Genomic DNA, 24566 nt, shown 5'->3' with positions numbered 1-24566 from the left:
CGGTTATTTTCGGGCCGCCGTGCCGGCAGCCTTATATTTTACTTCGCCGGCGGCGCATTCTGCGGGTTGGCGGTACCCAGCACCGTTTTGGCGCCCAGTTCCCTCGCAATCTGCATCACGCCTACCACCATGCCAATGGGCACGGTCTCTTCCGCATTGATCACGATCGTAGGATCCACTTCGCCCTGGGGGATCTTGGTAGCCAGCACCTGGCGCAGGCTTGCGAAATCTACTTTATTCGTTCCCACATAATACTGCTGCCCCGCATCGATGCTCACCACTACCGTTTGCTTTGCTTTGGTATTGCTTTTGGCCTTCGGCAACATCAGCTTGATGACGTTGGGATTGGCCAGGGAAGACACGATCAGGAAGAACAGGAGCAGGATGAACAGGATGTCGTTCAACGCGCCGCTGTGCAGTTCCGCAGTCCCTTTTTTATTCCTCCGCAAATTCATATTTGAACAGGTTTCTGTTTGAAAGTTTATTTAGATGGTTCCAGCAGCACGTCTATGAATTCAGAAGAAGCGCCTTCCATCTTATTGATCACCTTGTCTATCTGCGCCTGCAGGAAGCTGTAGCCGATATAGGCCACCAGGCCGATAATGAGGCCCGCAGCGGAGGTCACCATTTTTACATAGATGCCGCCCGCGATGGTGCTGAGGGTGATGTCTGAGGTCTGGGAGATGTTGAAGAATGTCTGGATCATACCGGCGATAGTGCCAAGGAAACCGAACATCGGCGCAATACCCGCAATGATGGCGAGTATCACGAGGTTTTTCTCCATTTTGTATATCTCCAGCTTGCCTACGTTCTCCATGGATTTCTCAATGGCGTCCGTCGGTTTGCCGATGCGCTGTATGCCTTTGTCGATCATGCGCGCAATAGGCCCTGCGGTGTTCTTGGAAAGAGAACGCGCTGCGCTGATGTTGCCTGTGGTGATATGATCCCTCACCATCGGCATAAAATTGTTTTCCAGCTTACCTGCCCGGGAAATGGTCAGATACCTTTCCACGAATACGTATACGGCTATCACGGAAAGTATACCGAGCGGGATCATGAGGGGGCCGCCCTTCACGATCATATCCCAGAGCTTGATCTCCTGGGGCGCTGCGGCTGCCGCACTGAGGCCCGCGGCCACTGTATCCGCTTTGGGCAGTAAAAGGGAATCCTGCAAAACTGTAACGAGTCCTAGCAACATGTATTGAATTTTAACCTTGCAAATGTATATACCTGAAAGTATAACAAGGGTTTAAAGTAATAATAAAAAAACGGATTTGCCCTGAAAATATTATCAGCTGCGTTCCTCCCAAACCTGTACGAGATGGATAATCGTATCCACGGCCTTCTGCATATCCTGGATGCTTACATACTCGTGTTTGCTGTGCAGCGCCATTTCGCCGGTGAAAATATTCGGGCAGGGCAGGCCCATAAACGAAAGCCTGCTGCCGTCGGTTCCGCCCCTGATGCTCATTTTCAGCGGCTTGATACCGGCGCGCCGGATCGCTTCCTCTGCGTTGGCCACCACCTGCGGGTGCTTATCCAGCACCTCTTTCATGTTGCGGTATTGCTCCGTCACCTTAAACTCGCCTTTTGCGCCGGGATGTTTCGAGACTTCCGTTTCCATGATCTTGCGCAGGAAAAACTCATGCCCTTCCAGCTCCGCGGTGGTAAAGTCGCGGATGATAAAATCGATCTCCGCCTTTTCCGTGATCCCTTCGATGCGCACGGGGTGGATGAAACCCTGGCGGTCTTCGGTGGTTTCGGGGGACAGGATATCTTTAGGCAGCACGTGCAGGATATCCGCCGCGATCTTTATCGCGCTCACCAGCTTGTCTTTCGCCGCACCGGGATGCACGCTTACGCCATGGATGGTGATCTTCACGCCGTCCGCTGAAAATGTTTCATCTTCCAGCGAGCCCAGCTCGCCGCCGTCCATCGTGTAGCCGAACTGCGCGCCCAGCTGCTCCATGTTCACATGCTCCACGCCGCGGCCCACTTCTTCGTCGGGCGTAAAAAGTATCCTGATCTTCCCGTGCTTTATTTCGGGATGCTGCACCAGGTACTGCGCCGCGTCCATGATCTCCGCCACGCCGGCTTTGTTGTCCGCACCCAGCAGGGTGGTGCCGCTGGCGGTGATGATGTCGTCGCCGGTCTTTCCGGCGAGGTAAGGATGTTCCCTGACGGTGATCACCTGTGAGGTATCGTCCGGCAGAATGATATCCTTTCCGTCGTATGCTTTGTGGACGATCGGTTTTACATTCGCGCCGCTGCAGTCCGGCGCTGTGTCCATATGCGCGCAGAGACAGATCACAGGCACCTCTTTGTCTGTAGTGGCGGGAATGGTGGCGTATACGTAGCCATATTCATCCGTCACAACATCGGAAAGGCCGATCTGCTGCAATTCCTGTACCAACAACCGGGAGAGGTCTTTCTGTTTGGCGCTGGAAGGAAAGGTTTTGCTCAACGGGTCCGCCTGCGTATCGATCTGCACATAGCGCAGGAAACGTTCTGTTACGGAGTATGCGTAGTTTTTATCCATGGGTATAAAAAGTAAAAGTAAAAAGCAGGACCGGGCCCGCTTTTTACTTTCAGTATTTTAGTGAACAGAATATTTGTTACACAATTTCCACCAGTTCGATCTCGAAGATCAGGGCTTCACCTGCCAGGGGGTGGTTGGCATCGAGGGTGATGAACTCAGAACCGATGGACGCCACTTTCACGGGAAACACCTGGCCCTGGGGATTGCTCATCTGCAATTCCATGCCCACGGTGGGGTTCAGATCCGCCGGGATATTCGCTTTAGGGAACTCCATGATCAGCTCGTCGCTCTTGGGGCCGTACGCTTCTTCCACGGGGATGTTCAGCGTTTTTTTCTCTCCCGGTTTCATATCCAGCACACCGTTATCGAACCCTTTGATCACCTGTCCGGTACCTACTTTGAACTCCAGTGGCTCTCTTCCTTCTGAAGAATCAAACTTGTTACCATTCTGTAACTTGCCGAGATAGTGAACCCTAACGGTATCACCGGACTTAACTTGTTGCATATAAAATATTTAAAATAAGATAATAGACAGTGAAGGTACAGATTTTGTTTTTGATTTCTGGAACAGCAGCGTTATTTTGTTGTACTCAACGTTGTTCCGCCATGAAATTCCATGCCTGCATACTATTGCTAACCAGCTGTTTAACCGCATTTTCTCAAAAGACGCCGCCGCCGGTGGTCACCGCCGCGCAACGCACGGAAGCATACCTGCCGCTGCTGGAGGGGAAGCGCGTAGGCATGCTGGTGAACCAGACTTCCGTGATCAACGACAGCACCCACCTGGTAGATTCGCTGCTGAAACGGGGCGTGAAGATCGTGAAGATATTCAGCCCGGAGCACGGCTTCCGCGGGCAGGCGGATGCAGGAGAAAAAGTGGGGAACAGCACCGATGAAAGAACGGGCGTGCCCATCATTTCGCTTTACGGCAAACACCGCAAAGCCGATTCGGCGGATCTCGCGGATGTGGACATCCTTGTTTTTGACGTGCAGGACGTGGGCGTACGTTTTTACACCTACATTTCCACGCTGGAAGAACTGATGGAATCCGCCGCGGAGAACGGCAAGCCGCTCATCGTGCTCGACCGGCCTAACCCGAATGGTTTCGTCATTGACGGTCCTGTGCTGGACACAGCTTTCCGTTCATTCGTCGGCATGCAGCCCATTCCCGTCATGCATGGCATGACGGTGGGTGAATATGCGAGGATGCTGAACGGGGAAGGCTGGCTCGATAACAAGGCGCAGTGCGACCTCCAGGTGATCACCTGCCTCCATTACAACCGCGACATGCCGTTCGGTTATGAGATCACAATACCCCCATCGCCGAACCTTCGCACAATGAACGCGATCCTTCTCTACCCCGGCCTTTGCCTGTTCGAAGGCACGGCCATCAGCCTGGGGCGCGGTACAGACAAGCCTTTCGAAGTATACGGCCATCCCTCATTCCCCAAAACCCTTCCTTATTCCTTCACGCCGCGCAGCGTACCGGGTGCCAAAAAGCCGGTGCTGATGGATTCCCTTTGTTACGGATACGATTTTTCGCCCTGGCGCGAAACAAAAACACTGGTAGGAGGCGTGAACGTGTGCTACCTTATCAACGCATACAAACTGTTTCCCGACAAGGATAAATTCTTCAACACATTTTTCAACAAACTGGCCGGGAATGCGGTTTTGCAGGAACAGATCAAAAAAGGAATGCCGGCGGAAAAGATCTACAAAAGCTGGGAGCCCGGCATTAAGGCATTTAAGAAAATCAGGAAGAAGTACCTGCTCTATCCCTGACCAGGAGAGCCCTTCATTGCACCAGCAAACCGCCCTGCTGCTCTTCACAATGACGGGAATAATCATTTTATAAAATACCTTTGCACCCATGAGGATCATTTTTATGGGCACACCTGAATTTGCGGTGGCCTCCCTGGATGCGCTGGTACAGCATGGACACGATGTGGCCGCGGTGGTCACGGCGCCGGATAAGCCCGCCGGCAGAGGCTTACAGCTTCAGCAGAGCGCGGTGAAACAATACGCCGTGGACAAGAACATTCCCGTATTACAGCCGGAGAAACTGAAGAACCCCGCTTTCCTGGAAGAGCTGAAATCGTATAATGCGGACCTCCAGGTAGTGGTGGCATTCCGCATGCTGCCGGAAGTAGTGTGGAATATGCCGCGCTTCGGCACGGTGAATGTACATGCGTCCCTCCTCCCGCAATACCGCGGCGCGGCGCCTATCAACTGGGCGGTAATCAATGGCGAAAAAGAGTCCGGCGTTACGACCTTCAGGCTGCAGCATGAAATCGATACCGGCAACATCCTCTATTCTTCCAAAGTGCCCATCCGTGACGACGAAACTGCGGGCGAGCTGTATGATACGCTGATGAAAGAAGGCGCGAAAGTGCTGATCCAGACAGTGGCTTCCCTGGAAAAAGGTGATATCACCGGCACCGTGCAAAACAATATCCCGCCGGAGGAATTAAAACATGCACCCAAAATATTTAAAGAGACCTGCCGCATCAACTGGGAAATGCCCGTGGAGAATATCTACAACCTCATTCGCGGCCTGAGCCCTTATCCCACTGCATTTACGATACTGCAGGATAAAACCCTCAAGATATTCAAAGCGGAGAAAGAGACGGCGCAGCATCCGCATGCACCGGGCTCTGTACATACAGATCATAAGACTTACCTGAAATTCGCTGCGCCGGGCGGTTACATCGGCGTTACTGACATCCAGCTGGAAGGGAAGAAAAGGATGGGCGTGGTGGAGTTCCTGCGGGGATTCAGGTTCTGAAGCTACTTTATAAAAAACCGTCCCGCTCAGCCGGGACGTTTTTATGATTTTCCTAAAGATATTCTTTGATGACCGGCAGCGAAGCGTTGCCTTCCTTGTCGAACAATACTTTGCCGCAATCCTGGCAGGTATCGTCTGTAAGCGGTTCCCCGCGTTTCAGCTGCCATACGTTCATGCTGCCGCAGTCGCAATTCACGGTGTAGAGCACTTCGCCGGTGAGGCTGCCGAAGACTGTGAAGTTCCAGAATTCATCATTCTGTTTCTTCAGGTCCTTCACGCTCTCCTCCTTTACCAGCCCGATGTAATAGCTGTCATTTTGCTGGTCCTGCAGGATGATGGTGAGCTTGATCCTCTTCAGGCGTTTCTGGAAATGTGCCAGCAGGAAAGGCACAGCGTCGCCAACCGCAAGTTCTTCTTTGGCCAGCTCGCTGTACGCTTCGCTGGTGTTGAATTTTGTACCGGGGATCAGCGCGGCGGCCCTGTTCTGAAGGAAATTACCTATCGCGCCGGGTTCGTCCTCTCCTTTCCAATCCACCACCAGCAGGTATTTTTCCCTGATCAGGCAGTCCAGCAGTTCCCTGTCGTTGCCAGGTTTTCCCAGCACGGCCAGTTCATCGGGGTTAAGCAGGTGTTCACATTTCATAACAGTGATTATTTTTCATCATAGCTCAGCTCGCAGTAGAACCTGGATTCATTGATGCCCAGCGCGTCCTGTGCGGCGTCGCTGAGTTTGATGATCAGGTTGGCGTTGGCTTTGAGCTGGGGGATGGCGTCCAGCACTTTCGCGTAGATGGAACGGCCGGTGAGCGGATTGGTCACTTTTACGATGGTGCCGCGCGGAGCGGTGTTATGCAAAGCATAATATTTTCCGGAACCGATCACTGCGTTGCTTTTGAACCAGCTCCCGGGGCCTTTTTCCGACACGGCGTTGCGGCCGTTGTTGGTCTGCTGCTGGTATTGCTGCTCAAAACCGCCATCGGGAACGGAAGGCGTTCTGCCAACGCTGGTCACCGGCGTTTCTCTTTCAACGGGCGCTGTCACTTCCGTGTCTCCGGCCGGCGCTGGTTTTGTTTCCGGCGCGGCGGATTGCGATTTGGCAACAGGCTTGGTTTCCGGCTCAGCGGTTTGCGCAGGCTTGGTTTCGGGCTCGACTGTTTGCGATTTGGCTACGGGCTTTGTTTCGGGGGCAGCGGACTGCGGTTTCGGGGCGGGTTTCGTTTCGGGCGCGGGCGGCAGGGCCTTGGGCGCCGCGGCTACATCTCCCGAGGGAGGCGTTGCTGTGGGCAGTGCTGCGGACTGGCCGTTGCCTTTCACGTAACCCACAACGAGGAATGCGTCTTTCTGCACACCGTCGCCGGAGAAGCGGTTCCATTCGCGCACGTTATCCAACGGCACTTTACCGTATTTCACATGGATCCTGTACAGCGTTTCTTTTTCAAGCACACGGTGGTATACCGGTCTTACGCCTGAACCGGCGTTTTTCTCCTGCACAAAATTATTTTTATTCAGCGGTATCGTGATCTGTTTGCCGAGGCTCAGGCCCTGGTCCATCTGCATCTTGTTCCTGGCTGCAATGTCCTTCGGGCTAAGACCGTACGCACGGCCCAGGCTGTACCAGGTTTCCCCTTTCTTCACGGAATGCGTCAAATACAGATCGGGTGAACTGCCCTGTACAATCAGCGTATCCTGCGCGGCTACCCTAATTGCACCGGTCATCAAAACACCTATCAAAACTGACTTTAACATAATTTCTAATACTTTAAGGGAACGAATATATGTGTTTAATACGAATTTTCATTTATTATCGAACGGCAAAAAACTGAATTTGTTGCAGCTCCCCAAGCGTTGGCGGCACTATTTCTTCACATGTTTATAAGTCGGGCGTACCGGCTTTCAGGATGCGCATTTCTTTCGGGTAATAATTGTTGACACGGTTTGGCAGGATCTTGGCCCAGCCCAGGTTTTTCCCGTTGAAACGCATGAGGGTCCATCCTTTTGCCACGTTATCCAGAACAAGCTCTTCTTTGCGAAGGTAACGTAAAGCCTGCTCCAGCGAAAGTTCCATGGAAGGCAAATTGTTTGAAATGCAGGTGCTGAGCGCCAGCTGATGGTCCGGCACCAGCTCCCGGGGCGTGAGCTGGCCTGCTTTTACGCCCGCTTTCCGGATGTAGGATTGTTTTTGCAGCAGCGGGATCTCTTTTGCCAACGGCGCAGTGAGCACGATCGCTTCTCCCTTATGCGCCATCAGCGCTATTTCGCGCTCATCCTGCAACCAGGGCTGCACTAGCTCTGCTTCTTTCCGCGGCAGGCCGCTGAAGCCCGCTTTGATCTTCGGCGGCGCGGCAGGCGTTCCCGGTTTGCGGAAACAGGCGATGAAAAAACCTTCGCCCTTCACCTGGTCAGGATAAAAACGGTAACCCAGCGCTTTATGTTGCGTGGAGGCGGTTTCCACGATATGCCATTCGGGCCTGAGCTGCAGGGGGATATTTTCCATGCCGAAATTTTCCACCAGCCAATCCATGATCTCCTCGTCTTCTTCCCCGGAATAGGAGCAGGTGGAATAAATGAGCACGCCGCCGGGTTGCAGCGCGGGCAGCGCGTCCGCCAGTATCCTTTGCTGGCGCTGACTGCAGAGGATCACATTATCGCGGCTCCATTCCTCCACTGCTTCAGGGTCGCGGCGGAAGAGGCCTGAGCCGGAGCAGGGCGCGTCCACCACCAACAGGTCGAAATAACCGGGGAGGCGGGAGAAATCGCGGGGATCGTTGTTCGTCACCACCACGTTGGGCGCGCCCCAGCGGGTGATATTATCCGCCAGCAGGGCCGCGCGGGTCTTGATCACTTCGTTGGCAACCAGTATGCTCTCCGGGTGAAGCGCGCCTTGTATGAGCGTGCTTTTGCCGCCGGGCGCGGCACAAAGGTCGAGCGCCCTGAGCGGAACGCTGGTATTGGCCACCTGCCGGATGGCTTCTTCCAGGAACATGGAAGAGGCTTCCTGCACGTAATAGGCGCCGGCATGGAAAAGCGGGTCGAAAGTGAAGGAAGGGCGGCTGGAAAGATAATAGCCGCTTCGGGCCCAGGGAACGGGCGAGGTTTCCAGCTGCGGGAACACTGCGCTGACATCCGTTATTTTCTGCGTCTGCAACCTGATGGAAGTAATACGTTCAGGCGACTGATGCACCTGTAAAAACGCTTCTTCCCGAAAACCGGGAAGACCCTGTAAACTATCGGTTAAAGCCCTTGGTAACGCTGACAATTGCTGTTTTTCCGCAAAGGTACAGATTTATCAGTTTTCGTCATTGCGGGGAGCAGCGAAGCTAAAGCGGGAGGGGCGAGTCCGTCATTGCGAGAAGCAGCAGAGCTAAAGCGGGTGGGCGACGAAGCAATCTCCTGCGTTGAATGTAGATGCTCCAATACCAGGAGGAGATTGCTTCGTCGCAGCCCCGCACAAAATCCCCGCTACTCCTCGCAATGACGGTTAAAGCGCCTTTACTTCAGCTACCAGCTGTTGCAGCACCGATTTTGCATCGCCGAAAAGCATGGAGGTTTTGGGTTGGAAGAAAAGCTCGTTCTCAATGCCCGCATATCCCGGTTTCATGCTGCGTTTATTTACGATCACCATTTTGGCCAGCTCCACCTCCAGGATGGGCATACCGTAAATGGGACTGGCTGGATCGTTCTTCGCTGCAGGGTTCACCACGTCGTTCGCGCCCAATACGAGCACAGCGTCAGTGCTGGCCATGGCGGCATTGGCCTGTTCCATTTCTTCCAGCTTTTCATAAGGCACATCGGCTTCAGCCAGCAATACGTTCATATGTCCCGGCATACGGCCGGCAACAGGATGGATGGCATAATTCACTTCCACGCCATGGTCTTCCAGCAATTTTTCCAGCTCGTGGCATACGTGCTGCGCCTGCGCCACCGCCAGGCCGTAACCCGGCACGATCATCACTTTGCTGGCATAACGCAGTACCACGGCCGCATCGGAAATACTGATCTCCTTGTAATTCCCGAATTCCTTCGCCGCGCCGCCACCTGTGGCAGTAGCGCCGAAAGAGCCGATCAGCACGTTCTTCAGCGAACGGTTCATGGCCTTGCACATGAGGATGGTAAGAATGGTACCCGCTGAACCTACGAGGATACCGCCGGTGAGCATCACCGGATTATTGTAGAGGAAACCGCCGCAGGCCGCGGCTACGCCGGTGAAAGAGTTCAGCAAAGAGATCACCACCGGCATGTCTGCCCCGCCGATCGGCATTACGAACAGGATGCCGTATGCGACAGACAAAGCAAGAATAATATAAAAACCCGCGCTCAGGCCAGCCAGTGCGCCGCCTGAGTTAAGATGGATGGAAGAGTTGTTGATCTCAAGGTTAAAAGAAACATCGGAAGTACTTGTCTGATGCGCGGATACCAGTAACCACACCATCAGGATGACGATAACGCCCAGCACCAGCAGGTTAACGATATGCTGGCCTTTGAACGCAAAATCTTTGATCTTCCCGTTCAGCTTGCCCCAGGCGATCACGCTGCCTGCGAAAGATACGCTCCCGATAATGAGCCCGAGCAATATTACCAGCAGCTTGCCGGTCACATTGGTAAATGCGTCGAATTCCGCGCCGGCGATCAGCGCCTTGAAACCCGCTACCACATTTATTGCCGCGCCTCCATGCACCAAATGGTTAAATTCCACGATCGATATCAGCATGGCGCAGGCGCCGCCCATGCCGTTGAACATGCTCACCATTTCCGGCATGGCCGTCATTTTCACTTTCTTCGCCGCCAGCACGCCAACCACGGAACCGATCAGGAGCCCTCCGAATATCCAGCCGTAATTCCCCAGCTTTTCCCCGTTTTCCTCGTACAGGAAAATAGTTCCCACAATGGCAATGAACATACCGGCTGCGGCGATCAGGTTGCCTTTCCGTGCGGAAGCAGGATTGCTGAGCATTTTCAGGCCGATGATGAAGGTAACGGAACCGATCAGGTAAGCGATAGACAAAATGGAAGGCCAGATCCCGGTGGTAGTTGAATCCATATGATTATTTCTTCTTTTTAAACATTTCCAGCATACGGTCCGTTACCACGAACCCGCCCACTACGTTCAGCGTTCCCAGGATCACCGCCAGGAAACCCAGGATCAGCGCCAGGTAGTTGTCTGATTCCGCTTTTCCCATCACGATGATGGCGCCGATGATCACCACGCCATGTATCGCATTGGCGCCGCTCATCAGCGGGGTATGCAGTACGGAAGGCACCCGGCCGATCACCTCGATCCCCAGGAAAATGGACAGTATGACGATATACACCATCTCGATGTGCAGTTGTAAAAAATCCAGTACTGCGGTCATATTCACGTATTTAATTAGTTGAAAGTTTATACAGCGGCGGGTTGCAGCTGCTTCACCCGTTCATTCACGATCTCGCCGTTATGCACGATGCAGGTGCCTTTTACCAGGTCGTCCCCGAAATCCAGGTGCAACCCTCCTTCCTTGGTGAGGATCAGCTTCAGGAAATTCAGCACGTTGCGGGCATAGAGCTTGCTCGCGTCTGCGGGGGCGCTTCCCGCCAGGTCCGAATTACCGATGATGGTAACGCCGTTGTGCACAACGGTGGCCGCATCTTTCGTCAGTTCGGTATTGCCCCCGGTGGCGGCCGCCAGGTCTATGATCACGGAGCCTGCGCGCATGGCCTCCAGCATGGTTTTGGTAATAAGTATGGGAGCGGGCTTGCCGGGGATCTGCGCGGTGGTGATAATGATATCCGCCTTCGCAGCGCTTTCCGCGATCTTCGCCGTTTGTTTCGCCTGGTAATCGGCGGACTGCTCCACGGCATAACCGCCTGCTTTGGATGCATCGGCGGCGCCTTCCACTTCCACGAACTTCGCGCCCAGGCTCATTACTTCCTCCTTTACGGCAGGCCGCGTATCGAACACCTCTACCACGGCGCCCAGCCTGCGCGCGGTGGCAATGGCCTGCAGGCCCGCCACGCCGGCGCCTAAAATGAGCACTTTGGCGGGAGGAATGCTGCCGGCGGCGGTCATGAACATCGGGAAATAACGGCTATAGGTATACGCGGCAAGCACCACTGCCTTGTATCCCGCAATATTGGCCTGCGAGCTGAGCACATCCATGCTCTGGGCGCGGGTGGTACGGGGAATGGTATCGAGGCTGAAAACGGTGAACTTCTTATCCGCCCATTTTTGCATGAGCGCGGGGTTATACAGGGGCTGGTAAACACCCATCCATATCTTCCCGGCCGGAACCTGCTCCCAGTCCTGCTGGGAGGGCTGGCGGAGCGACAGCAGCAGGTCTGCCTTCCGGAGCAGCTCGCCGCGGGATTTTATGAGCGCCCCGGCTTCTGTAAACATAGCGTCTGCGTAAAAAGCGCCCAGGCCCGCCCCTTCTTCCACCCATACTTCCACGTGCTGCTGCACGAGCTGTTTCACTACTTCCGGAACGAGCGACACCCTGTTCTCTCCTGTTTTTTCTTTCAATACGGCCAGGATCATGGTTTGGATTTTGCTCATGAAATTTAAAGAAAAAAGCGGAGAAACACTCCGCCACACATAAAAAAAGCCTGCGCTGATGGTGCATCACAGCGCAGGCTTCAGTATTATTTTCAGAACAGGCTCAGACCGTTACTGCTTCCATCTTTTCGCGGCACAGGTTGCCCAGGGCCCTTACCCACACAGGATGCGTGTTCATGCAGGGAATCATTGTAAAGCTGTCGCCGCCGCTGCTGATGAAGGTATGCTTCCCTTCCACAGCGATCTCTTCCAGGGTTTCCAGACAATCAGACACAAAAGCCGGGCATACTACCAGCAGCTTTTTCTTGCCTTGTGCGGGCAATTGCTGGAACAGCTCGTCCGTATACGGCCTCACCCATTCCTCGCGGCCCAGGCGGCTCTGGAAGCTGATGCTCCATTTTTCCCGCGGGATGCCCAGCTGCCTCGCAACCAGCTCGGAGGTAACGGTTATCTGGTGACGGTAACACTGGCTATGCGCTTTGCTGTCCACATGGCAGCAATCGTTCACCTTAAGGCAATGCCCGCCGGTAATGTCGCCTTTTCGTAGGTGCCTTACCGGTATACCGTGGTAACTGAACAGTATGTGATCGTATTCCTGTTCCACGTAAGGGCGCATGCTTTCGGCCATGGCGTGGATGTAATCAGGATGTTTGTAGAACGGGTCTACCAGCTTCAGCTCGAAGGGATAACGTTTTTTACGGTGTATTTCCTTCGCGTATTCGGCGGCGGTTTCGTAGCTGCTCATGGCGTAATGCGGGTACAGCGGCACGAGTATCACGTCTTTCAGCCCCGGGTGTTCCTTCATCAGCTTATCGAACGTATCGGCGGGGGAAGGATTGCCGTAACGCATGGTGATCTCCACCGGTATCTCCAGGTCGTGCTGAAGGGCTTTCTGCAATTGCCTAGTAAGCACGATCAGCGGGGAACCTTCTTCCCACCAGATGCTCTTATACGCTTCAGCACTCCTTTCCGCACGTCGCGGAACGATCATGCCGCCTACCAGCAGCTTGCGCATCAGCCAGGGATAGTCTATCACCCGTTTGTCCATCAGGAACTCCAGCAGGTATTTCTTCACATCCGGAACCGACGTGGAATCCGGCGAACCGAGGTTCATCAGTATAATTGCAGTATCAGATTTCGCGACCATAAGACCTAAAAAATTGTTGCAAAAGTAAGGGCTTTTCATCCTTTCTCCTCCTCCTTCTGTCATTAAATTGTTAGATTCAATGCTTTGAAAACCCTGTGCACAGGCATGTTGGAGATGATAAGCATCACTCAGCCAGCGCCGGTTTGTGTCATTGATCTGTTGTAACGCAGCGCTGCAGTGCTTATTACGACACCTGACCAAAATCATTTTTTCAGAGCCCTTATCACCAGGGGTAGAAATGACAGTGGAGTGACAGCGCCCGGCGCGGTTTTGAAGCGCAGGCCTGTATTTTTGCAACCGGAAGCTTTTTAGAAAAAACATGCAGGTCAATCAGCCCAAAGACATATCGAATTTTCATATTGTTGGAATCAACTATAAGAAAACTGACGCTGCGATCCGTGGATTATTTGCGATTAATCAGGACCAATACCAGCAACTCTTACTCGCCGCCAAGGCAGCAGGCATGGACGATCTGTTCGTGCTTTCCACCTGCAACCGCACGGAAATCTACGGTTTTGCCAGCAACGCCAGGGACCTGATGGACCTGCTATGCAGCGCCACCAACGGCAACCCGCAGGTGTTCGCAGGGCTGGCCTATCACAAATCCGGCGAGCAGGCCATCCGCCATCTCTACCATGTGGGCACCGGCCTCGATTCCCAGATACTCGGCGATTACGAGATCATCGGGCAGATCAAGGGCGCGGCCAAATTCGCGAAAGCGCAGGGCTGCGTAGGCACTTTCCTGGAAAGGCTGGTGAACAGCGTGTTACAGGTTTCCAAGCTCATCAAAAATGAAACCGGCCTCAGCTCGGGCACTGTATCCGTTGCATTTGCCGCGGTGAGGCTGCTGGAGGGCAAGGTGGCTGATATACAACAGAAAAAGATCGTGCTGCTGGGCGTGGGCAAAATAGGCCGCAACACCTGCAAGAACATGATGGAATACCTCGGCGTGCGCAACATCACGCTCATCAACCGCACCACCGCGGTAGCGGAAGAATTTGCCGGCCAGCACGGCCTGCAATACGCCCCCTACGAGGAAATGGATGGCGTCCTGCAAAGCGCGGACGTGATACTCGTGGCCACCAATGCACCCCAACCCACCATTCACAAGGCTCATGTGGAAGGCACCGCTTCCAAACTGATCGTGGACCTCTCCATTCCCTTCAACGTAGCCCCCGAAGTACGGGAGCTGGCGCATGTGGAAGTGGTGAACGTGGACGACCTGAGCAAAGTGCAGGACGAAACCCTGCAGAAACGCCTGAACGAAGTACCCAAGGCCATGGCCATCATCGAAGAGCATATGGAGGAATTCCTCTACTGGTTCAAGATGCGCAAGCATGCCGTGGTGCTGAAGGCCGTGAAGGAAAAACTGACGGAGATCCACGCCCGCGAGATCAGGGAACAGAAGAACGGCGCGCACTATAAACTGGAAGACATGGAACAGGTATCGTCCCGCATCATCCAGAAAATGATCAATCTCATGGCCGGCAAAGTGCGCCGCGAATCCGAGTCGGACAAAGGCGACCAATACATCGCCATGATCAGCGAAATATTCGAGACCGGTATTAACCAGGAATAAGCAATGGACAAAGTTATCAGGATAGGTACACGGGAAAGCCAGCTCGCATTGTGGCAGGCCAACCTGGTGAAAGATCTTTTGACCGCCAACGGTCATGCCACGGAACTCGTTCCCATCAAAAGCGATGGCGACATCGACCTTGTAACCCCGCTGTATGAAATAGGCGTGCAGGGCATATTCACCAAAAGCCTTGACGCGGCAATGCTGGTTGACCGGATAGACATCGCCGTTCATTCTTTCAAAGACGTGCCCACCCAGCTGCCCAAAGGCCTGATGAACGCCGCCGTACTGGAGCGCGGCAATGTGAAAGACCTGCTGGTATACAAAAAAGACACAGACTTCCTCTACGATACAACTTACGCCGCCAATATTGCGACCAGCAGCATCCGCCGCAAAGCGCAATGGCTCAGGCGTTTTCCGCAGCACAGCATGCACAACCTCCGCGGCAATGTGAACACGCGCCTGCAAAAGCTGGCCGCTGAAAACTGGGATGCGGCCATATTCGCCGCCGCAGGACTGGAAAGGATCAATGTAAGGCCCGCCAATTCAGTGATACTGGACTGGATGCTGCCCGCCCCCGCACAGGGCGCTATCGTGGTGGCCTGCCGCGAAAACGACGGCCATTGCCGTGAGGCCCTCGCCCCCCTCAATCATTCTGAAACCGCACTTTGCACCGGCATAGAAAGAGAATTCCTCCGCACCCTTCTCGGTGGCTGCACCACTCCCATCAGCGCATACGCTTATGTGGACGGTAACCAGATCGTATTTGAAGGGAACCTTTGCAGCCTGAACGGCGACCGCAGCATCACCGTATCGCGACAGGTGCCGGTTACGGAAGCACCGGGGCTGGGAAGAGCCGCAGCGCGGGAAGTGCTGGAAAAAGGCGGGGACGTTATCATTGAAGAGATCAGGAATGCCCAGGCATAATTACCGCATATTAAGCACGAAGCCGCTGCCCCAGGAACTGGTGCACACGGCCGCACAGCATGGCATTGCCGTGGCGGCCCAGGCTTTTATTGACGTGCAGCCCGTGATAACGCCTGAAACAAGGAAACGCATCATGGAGCTGGCATCAACCGGCGGCGTGATGGTGTTCACCAGTCCCAACGCCGTGAAATTCGTAACCGGCGTATGGATGCACGATGAAGCCCGGCTGGCCGCCAGGCACCGCGTGTATTGCATCGAAGGCGCCACCCGCCAGGCCGTGGAAGAAAGGATGCTGAACGTGGTGATCGAAGGCACGGCGGCCAACTCGCTGGACCTGGCGAAAAAGATCCTGGCCGACGGCATCGCCGATAAAGTAGTGTTCTTCAGCGGAAACATCCGCCGGGCGGACCTGCCGGACCACCTGCAGGAAAACGGCATCGGAGTTGATGAGATAGTCGTGTACAACACCGTTGAAACACCCGCCGCGCTGGATGAGGATTACGACGGCATACTGTTTTTCAGTCCCAGCAGCGTGCGCAGCTTTTTTACGTCCAACTCGCTCCCCGAAAGCACGGTATGCTTTGCCATCGGCAGCACCACCGCCGCCGCCATCGGGGCGCTTACGCGTAACCGGGTGATCACCAGTCCCGGGCCTTCAGTGGCGATGCTGGTGGAAACAGCTATTTTTTACTTTGACAATATCAATTGCTACGAATGAGCGGATTACAGAATGACTTACTGCTGAAGGCGCTGGCAGGAACCCCGGTTCCCCGCCCGCCTGTATGGATGATGCGCCAGGCCGGCCGCTTCCTGCCTGATTACATCAAGCTGCGCGATAAATATTCCTTCTTTGAACGCTGTCAGACCCCCGAGCTGGCCACCGAGATCACCGTGATGCCGGTGGACCAGGTAGGTGTGGACGCAGCCATCATATTCTCCGACATCCTCGTGGTGCCGCAGGCCATGGGCATGGAAGTGCAGCTGGTCGAAAAATTGGGGCCCCTGCTGCCGCAACCTGTTAAATCCGCCGCAGACCTGGACCGCATTGTGATACCGGACGTGAACGACCGCCTGCATTACGTAATGGATGCGCTGAAGCTCACCAAACAAACCCTCGCGGGCCGCGTGCCCCTCATCGGTTTCGCCGGCGCCCCCTGGACGCTGTTGTGCTACATGGTGCAGGGCAAAGGCTCCAAAACATTCGACGAAGCAAAAACATTCTGCTATACACAGCCCGAAGTGGCGCATGAACTGCTGAACCGCGTCACCGAAACCACCATCGCCTACCTGAAAGCACAGGTGCTGGCCGGCGCGGACGTAGTGCAGGTATTCGATTCGTGGGGAGGATTGCTGAGCCCTGAAGATTTCGAAGAATTTTCACTCCAGTATATCCGCCGCATCGTGGCGGCCATGCAGGGCGTAGCCCCCGTGATCGTATTCGCCAAAGGCGCCTGGTTCGCCCTCGAAGAGATGGCCGCCACCGGCGCGCAGGGCCTGGGGCTCGACTGGTGCATTAAACCGCAGCTGGCACGACAGTTTGCCGGGCCGGCCGTTACTTTACAGGGTAATTTCGATCCCGCGCAGCTGATGAAACCGATACCGGAGATACAAAAGTCGGTGAAGAACATGATCAACGCTTTCGGCCCCCAGCGCTACATCGCCAACCTCGGCCATGGCATCCTGCCGAACATCCCGGTGGACCATGCAAAGGCTTTCGTGGAAGCAGTGAAGAGCTTTGCTTAAATTAACCGTGCGCATGAGCATCAAAGAACAGTTCATATCATTCATACACCAGCTGCAGGACGATATCTGCCGGAAGCTGGAAACCATGGACGGAAAAGCGAAGTTCAGGGAAGACCGCTGGGAAAGGGCCGGCGGCGGAGGCGGCATCACGCGCGTGATTGCCGGTGGCAGCGTTTTCCAGAAAGGCGGCGTGAACACCTCCGTGGTGCACGGGCAGCTGCCGGCCGTGATGGCGCAGCAGTTCAAAGTGCCGGACAACAGCAGTTTCCTGGCGGCGGGCATTTCCCTCGTGATACACCCGCAGAATCCATTTGTGCCCACCGTGCACGCCAACTGGCGGTATTTTGAGCTGTATGGCGAGGACGGGCAGGTGGCGGACAGCTGGTTCGGCGGCGGGGCGGACCTTACGCCCTATTACGTGTTTGAAGAAGACGGCGCGCACTTCCACCGCACTTTCAAGGACGCCTGCGATCCGTTTGGCAAAGAGCTGTACCCGCTGTATAAAAAACACTGCGACGAATATTTTGTCAATAAACACCGCAACAACGAGGCCCGCGGCATTGGCGGCATCTTTTACGATTACCTCCGCCCGCAGCCCGGACGCCCGGCGGAAGCGCTGTTGCAGTTCCAGGTAGCCGCAGGCAGCGCATTCCTCCACTCCTACCTGCCCATCGTAGCCAGGAGGAAGGATATGCCGTATACCGAAGCGCATACGGACTGGCAGGAGTACAGGCGTGGCCGTTATGTTGAATTTAATTTGATACACGACCGCGGCACCCTTTTCGGCCTTAAAACGAACGGGCGCATCGAGTCCATTTTGATGAGCCTGCCGCCCAGGGCCCGCTGGGAGTACGACTTTCAGCCCGGGCCCGGCAGCGAGGAAGCCAGGCTGCTGGAATACCTGAAGCCGCGTGAATGGATAAAGGATTAAGAGCATTTTAAACAGAAAGCGATGATCAGAAGAAACAGGATCTTACGGACCACTCCCGCTATCCGTGCCATGGTGGCGGAAACCATTTTGACGCCCAACGATTTTATCGCCCCGTTGTTTATCACGGAAGGCAAAGGCGTTAAAGAAGAGATATCCTCCATGCCCGGGTATTTCCGCCACTCGCTGGACGGTACCGTGCAGGAAGCGAAGGAACTTTGGAGCATGGGCATCAAAAGCGTGCTGCTGTTCGTAAAATGTGCGGATGAGCTGAAAGACAATAAAGGCACCGAAGCCCTCAATCCTGACGGGCTGATGCAACGGGCCATCAAAGCCGTGAAAGACGCGGTGCCCGGCATGGTCGTGATGACGGACGTGGCGCTGGACCCCTTTTCTTCCTTTGGCCACGACGGCATCGTGGAAGGCGAAGAGATCGTGAACGACGCTACCGTGGAAGTACTGGCGCAGATGAGCGTGAGCCATGCACAGGCAGGGGCGGACATCGTAGCCCCCAGCGATATGATGGACGGCCGCATCCTGGCCATCCGCGAGGCTTTGGAAGAAAATAACTTTACGAAGACCGGCATCATGGCCTACAGCGCCAAATACGCCAGCTGCTTTTACGGCCCCTTCCGTGATGCGCTGGACTCCGCGCCCGGCTTCGGCGATAAAAAGACCTACCAGATGGACTATGCGAATGCGCGGGAAGCGCTCCGCGAAACCCTGATGGATGTGGACGAAGGAGCGGATATTGTGATGGTGAAGCCCGCTATGGCTTACCTGGACATTATCCGCCTTATCAAAGACAGTGTAACGCTTCCCGTGAGCGCTTACCACGTGAGCGGCGAATACGCCATGATCAAAGCCGCCGCCAGGATGGGCTGGATCAACGAAGAAAAAGCTGTTATTGAAAGCCTCACCAGCATCAAAAGAGCCGGTGCAGACCTTATTGCCACCTACTTTGCAAAAGATGCGGTGCGCCTGTTAAACCAATAAAACCTTATTTGCGCATGTACACAAAAAGCAAAGCCTTGTTCGAAAAGGCACAACAGGTAATTCCCGGCGGCGTGAACTCGCCCGTACGCGCTTTCAGGAGCGTGGGCGGAACGCCCGTTTTCATGCAGCACGCCAAAGGAGCCTATATGTACGACGTGGACGGCAACCGTTACGTGGATTACATCAACTCCTGGGGCCCCATGATAATGGGCCATGCCTACGAGCCCGTGGTGAAAGCCATCCAGGAATACGCCACCTACTCCACTTCCTTCGGCGCGCCTACAGAGCTGGAGATCTCCGTGGCGGAGCTGATCGTGAGCATGGTGCCGAACATAGACATGGTACGGATGGTGAACTCCGGCACGGAAGCCTGCATGTCTGCCCTGCGCCTTGCCCGCGGCTTTACCGGCCGCAACAAGGTGATCAAATTCGAAGGCAATTACCATGGCCATGCGGATTCGTTCCTCGTGAGCGCGGGCAGCGGCGTTGCCACGCTCGGCATCCAGTCCGTGCCCGGCGTAACGGCCAGCGTGGCTGAAGACACCCTCAGCGTGCCTTACAACAACCTTCCCGCGGTAGAGCAACTGATCGCGGAATATCCTGAACAGATAGCGGCCATCATCGTGGAGCCCATTGCGGGCAACATGGGCTGCATCCTGCCACAGCCGGGCTTCCTGGAAGGCCTGCGTTCGCTTTGCGATACGCATGGCATCCTGTTCATCATGGACGAAGTGATGACGGGCTTCAGGCTTGCCAAAGGCGGCGCGCAGGAGCTGCTGGGCATTAAGGCGGATATTGTGACCTTCGGCAAGATCATCGGCGGCGGCATGCCCGTAGGCGCGTTTGCAGGCAGGCGCGAGATCATGGAGCACATTGCGCCTGCAGGCAAAGTGTACCAGGCAGGCACGCTCAGCGGCAACCCCATCGCGATGATCGCGGGTTATACTTTGCTGAAGACCTTGCAGGAACGCCCTTCCATCTATACCCAGCTGGAAGAAAAAACCAGCCAGCTGGTGGCGGGCCTCCGCGAAACCTTCGGCGCCGCGGGCGTGGTGTACCAGATCAACCACATCGGGTCTATGATGAGCGTACACTTTGCGGAATATCCCATCGTGGATTTCACCGCCGCTTCAGGAGCCAACAACGAACTGTTCAGGCGGTTCTTCCACGCAATGCTGGAAAGAGGCGTATACCTGCCACCGAGCGCGTTTGAAAGCTGGTTCATCAGCCATGCCCTCGGCCAGGAAGATATCGAATTCACTGTCGAAGCCGCCAAAGCAGCAATGCAGGCGATCAAATAAAGAAGTTAACAATCAATCCGGATCAATGTGAGAGTGGAGCCCCGCGAGAGCGGGGCTTTTTTGTGCCGGTCGCCGTTGCTGTTTAAAGATGATGTGAGAACAGCCAGGGCAGCAGCTCTGGCTCTGCGAAAGCGTTATCCCAGCTGTTGTGCCCTACGCCGGGGTATTCCGTGTATTTCACGTCCGCGCCGGCCTGCTTCAGCAGCTCGTAGAACTTGCGGGAAGAGCCCGGCGGCACCACTTTATCGTCCGCCCCATGAAATATCCACAGCGCTGTATTTTTTGCATAGCGGCGGCTGAGCGCTTCATTGCCCGCGCCACAGATGGGAAACGCAGCTGCAAAACGGTTAGGGAAGCGGGAAAGCATATCGAATGTACCCATACCGCCCATGGAAAGACCGCCCACATACACGCGTTTGGTATCCACCACTTTGGAGGCCAACAGGCTGTCTATCAATTTGTAAAGCAGCATGGAAGGCACTGTAGGCGCTGCTTCCGCGGGAAAGGAGAAGCCAATGCGGTTGCCCGCACTGTCCATCTCGGCACGCAGCGTAGCCCAGGAAGTGTTCTTCGCGCATTGCGGGAAAATAACGATAGCCGGGAAAGCCTTGCGCACACTGTCTTTCAGGAAAAGACCACTGCCATGGGTAAGCTGCGCCTGGTTGTCGTTCCCTCTTTCTCCCGCGCCATGCATAAATATAACAAGCGGGTACTTCCTGACGGAGCTGTAATTCTCCGGCATCAGGATGCGGTAAGGCAGCGTATCCGTGTCGCGGATAAAAAGTTTTGCTTCAAAATCCTGCGCCCCTGCGAAAAAAGGGCAGCACAGGAGCAGGTACAAAAAGATGTGTCTCATGATGCTTAGGGTTTGAACCCATTAATTTACAATTTTCCGCAAGTCTTTTTCCTTATGTTCCCAGTAATATCCTTTCAGCTGGTTAAAACTTAACACGCTGATGTTCTCTCTCGTTTCGATCTGTACCCCTTTGAACTGGTCGCGGTACTGCAATGCAAAATACACCGCGCCCAGCGGAGGGGCCGCGGCAGCTTCATATTCCAGCTTCACCTCCCTGCCCTTCCCGAAACGGAACCCTTTGAAGCCCTGGAAATATTCCTGGCGTTCGAGTATCTTTTCGCCGGTATGGTCGAAGCGGTAATAGAATTCGCCTCCGTAGAGGGCTATTTCATTCGGCTGCAGGGCGGGCAGCAGCCAGATGCTGATATGACCGGGCTGATAACGGATAAATTTATTGAATCGTACATACGACTTCCCCAGCCGCAGCCCCGCCTCCGTGTAGGCGGCATTGATAGCCTTTGATATGGAAATAAGCATGATGCTGTCCGGCTTTTCTTCCACGATCTTGATGGAATCCGAGGCTTCGATGCGGTATTGGATCACCAGGTCGTATTTACCGTCTTTATACTTGCCGTAAACCCCATTCCAGAGACTGTCCGCCCCGCGGAAGCAGAACCATTCGCGGCCCATGCGGGCCAGCAGGTCATTATCCACATGCGTGACCAGCTCAGACATGCGCCAGGCGGCGCTGTCGTAGGCCACCATCCATTCCGCCGTTTTCAGCTTATCGTTGAAATCCGCGATGGGAAAGGCCCTGGTGTGCGGTTTGGAGAAACTCATGTGCACCAGGAAAAAGGCCAGGAGGTTCCAGGTAATCATAGGTAAAGGGTGAATTCTACATAAATATATAAAATTTATAATGCATTTAGCGTGGAAATTTACCTGATACGGGAAAACAGCCATGCATCTAATTCCACACATTGGCGGCGCAAATCCCTGTAAAACAGCATTATTAGGCAGTGGCACAATCTTTTCACTACTTATCCCGAATCGAAAAATAGTCACAAATGAAAAACCTGATCACTTTAATGCTACCGTTGGCCCTTGTGGGCTTTTTTGCCTGCAACAGCGGCGCCAACAGGAATGCTAACGACACCACTACGGCTGCGGACACCGGCATTACGCAGGATATGGCGCACGACGTGAATAAGGATATGCTGGAAGGCGACAGTCTTCGCGGCGACTCCAAAGCCATGACTGAAGCTGCTGAAGACGGGTTATGGGAAGTAAAAGTATCCACGGACGCTCAGACCAAATCCACCAACGCCGGCGTGAAAGCTGTAGCCAAACACATGCAGGAAGCGCACGAAAAAGCGAACAAGGAACTGCTGGACCTTGCCACGAAGAAAAACGTGATCCTTCCTACAGCTATTACTGATTCGAAAGCGAAAGACGTAACACAGTTGTTTGAAAAAAGCGGCACGGATTTCGATAAAGCTTACCTAGAGGAATTGGCAGACGCACATGAAAGAGCCATCAGGTTGTTCGACAAAACAGCCGCCGATGCAAACGACCCGGAAGTGAAGGCATGGTTCGGTAAAACATTACCCGAGTTACGCAAGCACCTGGATATGATCAAAAAAGAACAGGACAAGCTGAAATAATTACTCACAATTTTTCTCTAAAAGGGTGGCAACTTCAAAGCCTGAGATTGTAAACCTTTAGAACCTGATCCGGGTAATGCCGGCGAAGGGAAAAGATGAGATTGTGAAGTAGAGACTCCGGCCCTTAGGGGCCGGAGTTTTCGTTTTTATTAATTAGATCTTGACAGGAGGATCCACTTTGTACCGTCAGACTGCACTCTCCATGTGGTATTGTTTGGAATAGCCGTGGAGACAACACCATAAATTTCGACAGGCGAGATCGTTACGTTTCCTCCTGTATTGTAGTTGATGATCTCGTACACCCTTCCAAGGCAGGCGCTGGCCGTGGGCAGGGCAACCGGCTCAGCAAGGGAAGTAACTTTTACGACAGCGTGGTAATATTGGAGCATGCCGCCGCTGATGTTGTTTTGCGGTTGGGTCAATGCGCCTGTAGTAAGATTCCTGGATGTGAAAATCAGGTCGCCACTGCTGTTGGTCGTTAAAATGCTATCCGCATTGAAGCTAGATCCATACCCGACCAGATTTATATTTTTACCCTGGCTTCCGAGGATCAGCCTGTTTGATGATAACTGTAGAGAGTTGCCACTGGCAAGAGAAGTTAGTATATGCAATGGCTTCCCGGGTACTTCATGTAAAAGCCTTGTACCATCCGAGCCTGCATTTATTGAAAAGTAGGTAGTTGCACTCTGGCTGATGTCAGAGGAAAAACCCAATATTGAACTGGTGCCCATAGATGGCACAATTTGCACAGTCCCTTGTAAATTGAGTGTTGGAGGAGAGAAGGGCCAAACTGACTCCGCCCATATGGCAGGTCTTTTAAAGCTATAAACATCCATATTGGATTCAAATGTTATCTTGTAGCTCTTTGAAACCGAAGACGGGATCCTTTTATCCCGCATCATCAAAATGCCGGTGTCAGGAACGCCTGCGTTTGTTTTCGTAATACCTACCTCCACAACATTCCATATCGAATCATTAATACCGGCGGTATTGTCTCCTATTCTTCCAACAGAAACATTACCTTTTTTAACCACCAAGTCCCTGTTATTATCCGGGTTATTCCCCCAGGTCGAAAATGAAATCACTGAATCGGCGCCCCGTATCTTCATCCCGGCCTGACCGGCAACCACAGAATAATTGGTCAGGTTATTCAGCGAAAGCCCGTACGTACTCGCACCTGAGACCGTTCTATTCCCAGTCAGCGTTCCATCTGCGGTGTATATTGTGGCACCTCCCCCGCCGCCCGAAGCGGGAGCAAATATCGCATGGGCCAGGCCGTTCTTCACATATACCAGGCTGTCCCCGTTGCGGTAAATCGTATCCACCCCGGCTCTCAGGCCGGAAAGATTTGAGATGTCAAGCGTGTCCTGCCCTGAAATGGCGATCTGGCTGTTGCCGATCGTTTCGAGCCTGACACGCCTGAATTCCGTGCGCCCGTTCCCTTTATTGTACAGGAAACCGGCCACGCCGCGGGTACGGTTCTCGATGATCAGCTCCGCCGTATCGCAGATATTGTAAATGCGCACGCTATCTGCCCGTATCTGGTACACATGCTGGGAAAACGCGTTGACCGCCTGCAATAAAAGTATGGCTATGAGCCATTTTATCTTTTTCATATTTATCGGGTTTTCT

The 24566-nt window shown here is 54.2% G+C and carries 24 protein-coding genes and 1 riboswitch; of the genes, 10 read left to right on the top strand and 14 right to left on the bottom strand.

The features are described 5' to 3' along the window. Positions 1–38 precede the first annotated feature (38 nt). From ACTJIK_RS12590 to ACTJIK_RS12575, 4 genes are all read right to left on the bottom strand, one after another. Positions 39–455 carry an ExbD/TolR family protein gene (locus ACTJIK_RS12590; RefSeq protein ID WP_346318560.1) on the bottom strand — a complete coding sequence of 139 codons (417 nt, stop codon included), beginning with the start codon at positions 453–455 and terminating at the stop codon, positions 39–41. A 26-nt stretch (positions 456–481) separates the two neighbouring features. After that, positions 482–1198 carry a MotA/TolQ/ExbB proton channel family protein gene (locus tag ACTJIK_RS12585; RefSeq protein WP_440646707.1) on the bottom strand — a complete coding sequence of 239 codons (717 nt, stop codon included), beginning with the start codon at positions 1196–1198 and terminating at the stop codon, positions 482–484. A 93-nt stretch (positions 1199–1291) separates the two neighbouring features. Beyond that, positions 1292–2539, bottom strand: a complete 1248-nt coding sequence (gene pepT / locus ACTJIK_RS12580; protein WP_440646706.1) for a peptidase T — start codon at positions 2537–2539, stop codon at positions 1292–1294. A 76-nt stretch (positions 2540–2615) separates the two neighbouring features. Beyond that, positions 2616–3044 (bottom strand): FKBP-type peptidyl-prolyl cis-trans isomerase, encoded by a 429-nt coding sequence (locus tag ACTJIK_RS12575; protein ID WP_440646705.1) that lies wholly within the window; start codon positions 3042–3044, stop codon positions 2616–2618. 101 nt (positions 3045–3145) lie between these two features. Here ACTJIK_RS12575 and ACTJIK_RS12570 point away from each other — a divergent pair, with 101 nt between their 5' ends. Together ACTJIK_RS12570 and fmt are read left to right on the top strand one after the other, a co-directional pair. After that, positions 3146–4321: an exo-beta-N-acetylmuramidase NamZ family protein gene (locus ACTJIK_RS12570; protein WP_440646704.1), complete on the top strand. Its 1176-nt coding sequence runs from the start codon at positions 3146–3148 to the stop codon at positions 4319–4321. 88 nt (positions 4322–4409) lie between these two features. Then, on the top strand, positions 4410–5324 hold the full coding sequence (gene fmt / locus ACTJIK_RS12565) for a methionyl-tRNA formyltransferase (protein ID WP_440646703.1): 915 nt from the start codon (positions 4410–4412) through the stop codon (positions 5322–5324). A gap of 52 nt (positions 5325–5376) precedes the next feature. On the opposite strand, the gene ACTJIK_RS12560 is transcribed toward fmt, so the two are convergent. The 7 genes from ACTJIK_RS12560 to hemH all read right to left on the bottom strand — a co-directional run bounded on the left by ACTJIK_RS12560 (position 5377) and on the right by hemH (position 13000). Next, positions 5377–5967, bottom strand: a complete 591-nt coding sequence (locus ACTJIK_RS12560) for a DUF6630 family protein (RefSeq protein WP_440646702.1) — start codon at positions 5965–5967, stop codon at positions 5377–5379. Positions 5968–5975: 8 nt separating this feature from the next. After that, a complete protein-coding gene (locus tag ACTJIK_RS12555) occupies positions 5976–7040 on the bottom strand; it encodes a LysM peptidoglycan-binding domain-containing protein (RefSeq protein WP_440646701.1) in 1065 nt (354 codons plus the stop codon). A 154-nt stretch (positions 7041–7194) separates the two neighbouring features. Continuing rightward, complete coding sequence (locus ACTJIK_RS12550; protein WP_440646700.1) at positions 7195–8580, bottom strand: methyltransferase RsmF C-terminal domain-like protein; 1386 nt, start codon at positions 8578–8580, stop codon at positions 7195–7197. Positions 8581–8802: 222 nt separating this feature from the next. Continuing rightward, the gene (locus ACTJIK_RS12545; protein ID WP_440646699.1) at positions 8803–10362 is read right to left on the bottom strand and encodes an NAD(P)(+) transhydrogenase (Re/Si-specific) subunit beta; all 1560 of its coding nucleotides are present in this window, start codon (positions 10360–10362) and stop codon (positions 8803–8805) included. Positions 10363–10366: 4 nt separating this feature from the next. Next, positions 10367–10675 (bottom strand): NAD(P) transhydrogenase subunit alpha, encoded by a 309-nt coding sequence (locus ACTJIK_RS12540; protein ID WP_120519310.1) that lies wholly within the window; start codon positions 10673–10675, stop codon positions 10367–10369. A 26-nt stretch (positions 10676–10701) separates the two neighbouring features. After that, complete coding sequence (locus ACTJIK_RS12535) at positions 10702–11853, bottom strand: Re/Si-specific NAD(P)(+) transhydrogenase subunit alpha (RefSeq protein WP_440646698.1); 1152 nt, start codon at positions 11851–11853, stop codon at positions 10702–10704. A 103-nt stretch (positions 11854–11956) separates the two neighbouring features. Continuing rightward, complete coding sequence (gene hemH, locus ACTJIK_RS12530) at positions 11957–13000, bottom strand: ferrochelatase (protein WP_440646697.1); 1044 nt, start codon at positions 12998–13000, stop codon at positions 11957–11959. Positions 13001–13319: 319 nt separating this feature from the next. On the opposite strand from hemH, the gene hemA reads away from it, so the two are divergent. The 7 genes from hemA to hemL are packed head-to-tail and all read left to right on the top strand — an operon-like array spanning position 13320 to position 20474. Then, positions 13320–14579, top strand: a complete 1260-nt coding sequence (gene hemA, locus ACTJIK_RS12525) for a glutamyl-tRNA reductase (protein ID WP_440646696.1) — start codon at positions 13320–13322, stop codon at positions 14577–14579. Positions 14580–14582: 3 nt separating this feature from the next. Further along, complete coding sequence (hemC, locus tag ACTJIK_RS12520) at positions 14583–15506, top strand: hydroxymethylbilane synthase (RefSeq protein ID WP_440646695.1); 924 nt, start codon at positions 14583–14585, stop codon at positions 15504–15506. Then, positions 15493–16224, top strand: coding sequence for a uroporphyrinogen-III synthase (locus tag ACTJIK_RS12515; RefSeq protein ID WP_440646694.1), 732 nt, complete (start codon positions 15493–15495; stop codon positions 16222–16224). Before hemC ends, ACTJIK_RS12515 begins: the two co-directional genes overlap by 14 nt. Next, complete coding sequence (hemE, locus tag ACTJIK_RS12510) at positions 16221–17249, top strand: uroporphyrinogen decarboxylase (protein ID WP_440646693.1); 1029 nt, start codon at positions 16221–16223, stop codon at positions 17247–17249. The genes ACTJIK_RS12515 and hemE overlap by 4 nt, the downstream gene beginning before the upstream one ends. Positions 17250–17262: 13 nt before the next feature. Then, on the top strand, positions 17263–18180 hold the full coding sequence (hemF, locus tag ACTJIK_RS12505; RefSeq protein ID WP_440646692.1) for an oxygen-dependent coproporphyrinogen oxidase: 918 nt from the start codon (positions 17263–17265) through the stop codon (positions 18178–18180). Positions 18181–18201: 21 nt separating this feature from the next. Then, the gene (gene hemB / locus ACTJIK_RS12500) at positions 18202–19173 is read left to right on the top strand and encodes a porphobilinogen synthase (protein ID WP_440646691.1); all 972 of its coding nucleotides are present in this window, start codon (positions 18202–18204) and stop codon (positions 19171–19173) included. A gap of 14 nt (positions 19174–19187) precedes the next feature. Then, the gene (hemL, locus tag ACTJIK_RS12495; RefSeq protein WP_440646690.1) at positions 19188–20474 is read left to right on the top strand and encodes a glutamate-1-semialdehyde 2,1-aminomutase; all 1287 of its coding nucleotides are present in this window, start codon (positions 19188–19190) and stop codon (positions 20472–20474) included. An 82-nt stretch (positions 20475–20556) separates the two neighbouring features. Here the strand turns inward: hemL and ACTJIK_RS12490 are convergent, their stop codons facing one another. Both ACTJIK_RS12490 and ACTJIK_RS12485 read right to left on the bottom strand, forming a co-directional pair. Next, complete coding sequence (locus ACTJIK_RS12490; RefSeq protein ID WP_440646689.1) at positions 20557–21330, bottom strand: serine aminopeptidase domain-containing protein; 774 nt, start codon at positions 21328–21330, stop codon at positions 20557–20559. 21 nt (positions 21331–21351) lie between these two features. Beyond that, positions 21352–22149, bottom strand: coding sequence for a hypothetical protein (locus ACTJIK_RS12485; RefSeq protein WP_440646688.1), 798 nt, complete (start codon positions 22147–22149; stop codon positions 21352–21354). A 188-nt stretch (positions 22150–22337) separates the two neighbouring features. Here ACTJIK_RS12485 and ACTJIK_RS12480 point away from each other — a divergent pair, with 188 nt between their 5' ends. After that, on the top strand, positions 22338–22934 hold the full coding sequence (locus ACTJIK_RS12480; RefSeq protein WP_440646687.1) for a DUF4142 domain-containing protein: 597 nt from the start codon (positions 22338–22340) through the stop codon (positions 22932–22934). An 11-nt stretch (positions 22935–22945) separates the two neighbouring features. Beyond that, positions 22946–23042, top strand: a riboswitch (TPP riboswitch). 41 nt (positions 23043–23083) lie between these two features. Here ACTJIK_RS12480 and ACTJIK_RS12475 read toward each other — a convergent pair. After that, positions 23084–24550 carry a hypothetical protein gene (locus tag ACTJIK_RS12475; protein WP_440646686.1) on the bottom strand — a complete coding sequence of 489 codons (1467 nt, stop codon included), beginning with the start codon at positions 24548–24550 and terminating at the stop codon, positions 23084–23086. Positions 24551–24566: the final 16 nt, after the last annotated feature.

The organism is Chitinophaga sp. 22620 (assembly GCF_052044405.1).
GTDB lineage: Bacteria > Bacteroidota > Bacteroidia > Chitinophagales > Chitinophagaceae > Chitinophaga.
Note: the sequence above shows the minus strand (reverse complement) of the source record. Positions and strands in the feature narration are given on the sequence as shown.

Excerpts from the sequence above, each read along its gene's own strand:
- ACTJIK_RS12590 (WP_346318560.1), bottom strand. The coding sequence starts at position 455 with ATGAATTTGCGGAGGAATAAAAAAGGGACTGCGGAACTGCACAGCGGC.
- ACTJIK_RS12585 (WP_440646707.1), bottom strand. The coding sequence starts at position 1,198 with ATGTTGCTAGGACTCGTTACAGTTTTGCAGGATTCCCTTTTACTGCCC.
- pepT (WP_440646706.1), bottom strand. The coding sequence starts at position 2,539 with ATGGATAAAAACTACGCATACTCCGTAACAGAACGTTTCCTGCGCTAT.
- ACTJIK_RS12575 (WP_440646705.1), bottom strand. The coding sequence starts at position 3,044 with ATGCAACAAGTTAAGTCCGGTGATACCGTTAGGGTTCACTATCTCGGC.
- ACTJIK_RS12570 (WP_440646704.1), top strand. The coding sequence starts at position 3,146 with ATGAAATTCCATGCCTGCATACTATTGCTAACCAGCTGTTTAACCGCA.
- fmt (WP_440646703.1), top strand. The coding sequence starts at position 4,410 with ATGAGGATCATTTTTATGGGCACACCTGAATTTGCGGTGGCCTCCCTG.
- ACTJIK_RS12560 (WP_440646702.1), bottom strand. The coding sequence starts at position 5,967 with ATGAAATGTGAACACCTGCTTAACCCCGATGAACTGGCCGTGCTGGGA.
- ACTJIK_RS12555 (WP_440646701.1), bottom strand. The coding sequence starts at position 7,040 with ATGACCGGTGCAATTAGGGTAGCCGCGCAGGATACGCTGATTGTACAG.
- ACTJIK_RS12545 (WP_440646699.1), bottom strand. The coding sequence starts at position 10,362 with ATGGATTCAACTACCACCGGGATCTGGCCTTCCATTTTGTCTATCGCT.
- ACTJIK_RS12540 (WP_120519310.1), bottom strand. The coding sequence starts at position 10,675 with ATGACCGCAGTACTGGATTTTTTACAACTGCACATCGAGATGGTGTAT.
- ACTJIK_RS12535 (WP_440646698.1), bottom strand. The coding sequence starts at position 11,853 with ATGAGCAAAATCCAAACCATGATCCTGGCCGTATTGAAAGAAAAAACA.
- hemH (WP_440646697.1), bottom strand. The coding sequence starts at position 13,000 with ATGGTCGCGAAATCTGATACTGCAATTATACTGATGAACCTCGGTTCG.
- hemA (WP_440646696.1), top strand. The coding sequence starts at position 13,320 with ATGCAGGTCAATCAGCCCAAAGACATATCGAATTTTCATATTGTTGGA.
- hemC (WP_440646695.1), top strand. The coding sequence starts at position 14,583 with ATGGACAAAGTTATCAGGATAGGTACACGGGAAAGCCAGCTCGCATTG.
- ACTJIK_RS12515 (WP_440646694.1), top strand. The coding sequence starts at position 15,493 with ATGCCCAGGCATAATTACCGCATATTAAGCACGAAGCCGCTGCCCCAG.
- hemE (WP_440646693.1), top strand. The coding sequence starts at position 16,221 with ATGAGCGGATTACAGAATGACTTACTGCTGAAGGCGCTGGCAGGAACC.
- hemF (WP_440646692.1), top strand. The coding sequence starts at position 17,263 with ATGAGCATCAAAGAACAGTTCATATCATTCATACACCAGCTGCAGGAC.
- hemB (WP_440646691.1), top strand. The coding sequence starts at position 18,202 with ATGATCAGAAGAAACAGGATCTTACGGACCACTCCCGCTATCCGTGCC.
- hemL (WP_440646690.1), top strand. The coding sequence starts at position 19,188 with ATGTACACAAAAAGCAAAGCCTTGTTCGAAAAGGCACAACAGGTAATT.
- ACTJIK_RS12490 (WP_440646689.1), bottom strand. The coding sequence starts at position 21,330 with ATGAGACACATCTTTTTGTACCTGCTCCTGTGCTGCCCTTTTTTCGCA.
- ACTJIK_RS12485 (WP_440646688.1), bottom strand. The coding sequence starts at position 22,149 with ATGATTACCTGGAACCTCCTGGCCTTTTTCCTGGTGCACATGAGTTTC.
- ACTJIK_RS12480 (WP_440646687.1), top strand. The coding sequence starts at position 22,338 with ATGAAAAACCTGATCACTTTAATGCTACCGTTGGCCCTTGTGGGCTTT.
- ACTJIK_RS12475 (WP_440646686.1), bottom strand. The coding sequence starts at position 24,550 with ATGAAAAAGATAAAATGGCTCATAGCCATACTTTTATTGCAGGCGGTC.